The organism is Anaerosporobacter sp. (genome assembly GCF_965301125.1).
In genome coordinates, this window is record NZ_CBDLAM010000217.1 from 2,921 (window position 1) to 5,643 (window position 2,723).

Annotated in this window: 6 protein-coding genes; all 6 read left to right on the top strand. The window is 31.5% G+C overall.

Going from position 1 to position 2,723, the window contains the following annotated elements:
• Nucleotides 1-191: 191 nt before the first annotated feature.
• Nucleotides 192-509, top strand: a complete 318-nt coding sequence (locus ACW2QF_RS17055) for a WXG100 family type VII secretion target (protein WP_455717217.1) — start codon at nt 192-194, stop codon at nt 507-509.
• Between the two features lie 165 nt (nt 510-674).
• Entirely contained in the window at nt 675-1,160 is a 486-nt protein-coding gene (locus ACW2QF_RS17060; RefSeq protein WP_455717218.1) for a hypothetical protein, read from the top strand.
• Nucleotides 1,157-1,501: a hypothetical protein gene (locus ACW2QF_RS17065; protein WP_455717219.1), complete on the top strand. Its 345-nt coding sequence runs from the start codon at nt 1,157-1,159 to the stop codon at nt 1,499-1,501. The genes ACW2QF_RS17060 and ACW2QF_RS17065 overlap by 4 nt, the downstream gene beginning before the upstream one ends.
• The gene (locus tag ACW2QF_RS17070) at nt 1,501-2,127 is read left to right on the top strand and encodes a DUF5081 family protein (protein ID WP_455717220.1); all 627 of its coding nucleotides are present in this window, start codon (nt 1,501-1,503) and stop codon (nt 2,125-2,127) included. Before ACW2QF_RS17065 ends, ACW2QF_RS17070 begins: the two co-directional genes overlap by 1 nt.
• Nucleotides 2,128-2,131: 4 nt before the next feature.
• Nucleotides 2,132-2,452 (top strand): hypothetical protein, encoded by a 321-nt coding sequence (locus tag ACW2QF_RS17075; protein ID WP_455717221.1) that lies wholly within the window; start codon nt 2,132-2,134, stop codon nt 2,450-2,452.
• Between the two features lie 12 nt (nt 2,453-2,464).
• A partial coding sequence (locus ACW2QF_RS17080) for a hypothetical protein (RefSeq protein ID WP_455717222.1) occupies nt 2,465-2,723 on the top strand: 259 nt, incomplete at its 3' end.

The window sequence follows — 2,723 nt, forward strand, 5'->3', positions numbered from 1 at the left end:
ACTGCTTACGAATAAGACTGATAGCAAAATAATATATAATAAAACTTAAAACCGCACTTGTGAGAGATTAATACAAAAAGGATAATAACAGAAATAAATAGTAAAAAATACCTAGTTGCTAATTAATGTTATAAAGTGTAAAATTAAGTAGTAATTTGAGTGTAAATTTTTAAATATCAGGAGGTTAAAATATGAGTAGTGGAAATACAACGATAATACAAATGACACCTAGTGAGCTTGAGTCTGCAGCTACATATCTTGAAGAAAGAAAAGATGCAATCATAAGTGAAATTACACTATTGGATACCAAACTTAATGAACTTGAAACAAATTGGAAAGGTGCTGCACAATCTCAATTTATGGATACATTTGATGTTGAAATCAAACCAGTCTTAACGGAAAAGCTCCCAGAAATTATTGAGGGTATTGAAGGTCAACTTAGAGGTTCTGCAAAAGCTCTTGAACAGGCTGATAAGGATATTGCTGATTTGTTGAAGATTCAAAAATAATAGGATCGTAAATTCTTTCTATTAAAGGGTAAGAACTTAACAAGATTAAAATGATGTAATTTAGTATTTATAAAAGGAAACTCTGCATATTGTCAGGGTTTTTCTTTTTATCATAGATGATAACAGGGATATTTAGGATAATACTAAGAAGTAAGGAGGAGAATTGTGACAGAAGAAACGTGGCGAGAGATACGCAACTATGGTATAAATACAGATGCTTTTTTAGAAGCAGTATGCAATAAGCAAAAATATGAAAAGATTATTGAGTATTTAGATAAAAAGATTCCTGTATGTGAAGATAAACTGTATGAAATACAGGAAACCAGCACAAAGTATAAAACGCAGTTTAATATCAATCATCGTAGTGCAACAGGTCATATAATGAGTAATTATAATTATTATCTTAATATATGGGAATTGGATAATAATAATTTGACTAATAAGATGGAGACTGCATTAGAAACGGCTAAGAAAAGAAAAGATGAAGCAAGTGTTAAGTGCGAGCATTGGCAAAACCAAGCGTCGAGAGAAGAGCAGGCATTAGAGAATGAATTATCAAATAGAAAAGAAGAGGAACGAAGAAAAGAAGAGGAACAAAGAAAGGCAGAAGAAGAGGCAAAGAAAGAAAAAGAGAAAGGGAGTAAGAAATGAGTGAAGAAACAAGTGAAAAAGTGGCTGATATGCTCAAGTGTGATGGTGAAAAGATGCAAGAAGTATTAGATAAGATGAAAAGTTTAGAAGAAATCTTATTGAATACATATAGTTTAGCTATTGCAGTGAAGGAAGAAATCGAATCGAAGACAAATTGGGATGGTGAAAGCCAATTGACCATGTGTGCATTCATGGATCTCTTAACCCAATATCACAAGGACTTTGTTATTGGAGAAGAAGTCCCGATACCAAGTGCGATTAAACATTTAGAAAAGTTACAGTCTAACTTAGATGTTTTCTATGAAAACTGGGAAGAGTATGAGGTTTTGAAAACGATATAATGAGGATAAGTAAAGAGGAATTGTTATTTATAAATGAAGTTACGAAAGGACCAAATCCATTTGGTGTATTCTTTAAGTATCCGTTAGAATCACAGATGGCAGAATATAAAGATCGAGTAATAAAGTCATTTCAAACGAAGAAGCTATTAGATAGGGATAATAAATTTACAAAAGAAGGAATCGCCATATTAATGCTATGGGAAGAGTATAGAAAATGCGAGAAGCATCTAATAATCAATAAAATGAAGTTAGCTGTATACCCAAACAGAAGAGTAATTGGTATAGCAGATAGAGAAAATGAATATGAATTAATCGCTGTAGATAGTGTTGTAATTCTTACTAGTCTATTAAAGGAATGTAATTATATGACAGAGAAAGAAAAAGAAGTTAGCTTTAGACAAGAGAAAATCACATTTGAACAGTGGCTAGAAGAGCTAGAAGATTATGATGGAGAGGTTATTGTCCTTGGGGAATATATTAATCAAAAAGTTAAGCAAGAAGAAGCATATTACTGGAAAGAAAATAAAGGATTTAAATATGATATGAGTAAAGGAAGTAAGAGAGAAATCAGCCCACGTAGTATGAGGTTACAATTAATGATGCATCTAGAACTAAAAAAGGAATGAGATAATGGATGAGAATATAGATAAAAAATTACTAGTAGGAGTAGAACTATTAGATTATATGTCTAAATTAACGGATATAGCAGGTGAGTTAGTATCTGCCGTTACAACAGCAGATGAAATCACTAATTTATTAATTAGTGAAGATTCTATATATGAGGGAAAGGCTAAGGAGCCAATGCAATATTTTGCAAGTAGTTTGAAAGCAAATATGGATCGATTATTATTGTTTTATGAAAAAGCATCTCAATATGTATATGTAACATATGAAACGATGTATCAAAGTGATGAGGCGTTAGTAGCATGGTTTAAAAAGGAGACGGAGTAGGGTGATAATTCAGTGTATAAGGAAGAAGTAAAACAGGTTATAGTGGAAGAATGGGAAGCAAAATATCTAAATCAAGAGCCAGATGATTATAATTATATTTTGACAAAGGAGAAGCAGGTATTTGATGAAATAGAAGAAGTTTTATCAGAAGGAGGAATGGAAGGATTAGGGAGTGATATCCTACAGAATACTATAGATAATGTTACGAAAGGAATTTCGATACTAAATTGGTATATAGGCTCTTTAGAATATCAATTTAATGACTTTGATG

What these genes read in the sequence shown, in the direction of transcription:
- ACW2QF_RS17055 (WP_455717217.1), top strand. Translation starts at nt 192, where the DNA reads ATGAGTAGTGGAAATACAACGATAATACAAATGACACCTAGTGAGCTT.
- ACW2QF_RS17065 (WP_455717219.1), top strand. Translation starts at nt 1,157, where the DNA reads ATGAGTGAAGAAACAAGTGAAAAAGTGGCTGATATGCTCAAGTGTGAT.
- ACW2QF_RS17070 (WP_455717220.1), top strand. Translation starts at nt 1,501, where the DNA reads ATGAGGATAAGTAAAGAGGAATTGTTATTTATAAATGAAGTTACGAAA.
- ACW2QF_RS17075 (WP_455717221.1), top strand. Translation starts at nt 2,132, where the DNA reads ATGGATGAGAATATAGATAAAAAATTACTAGTAGGAGTAGAACTATTA.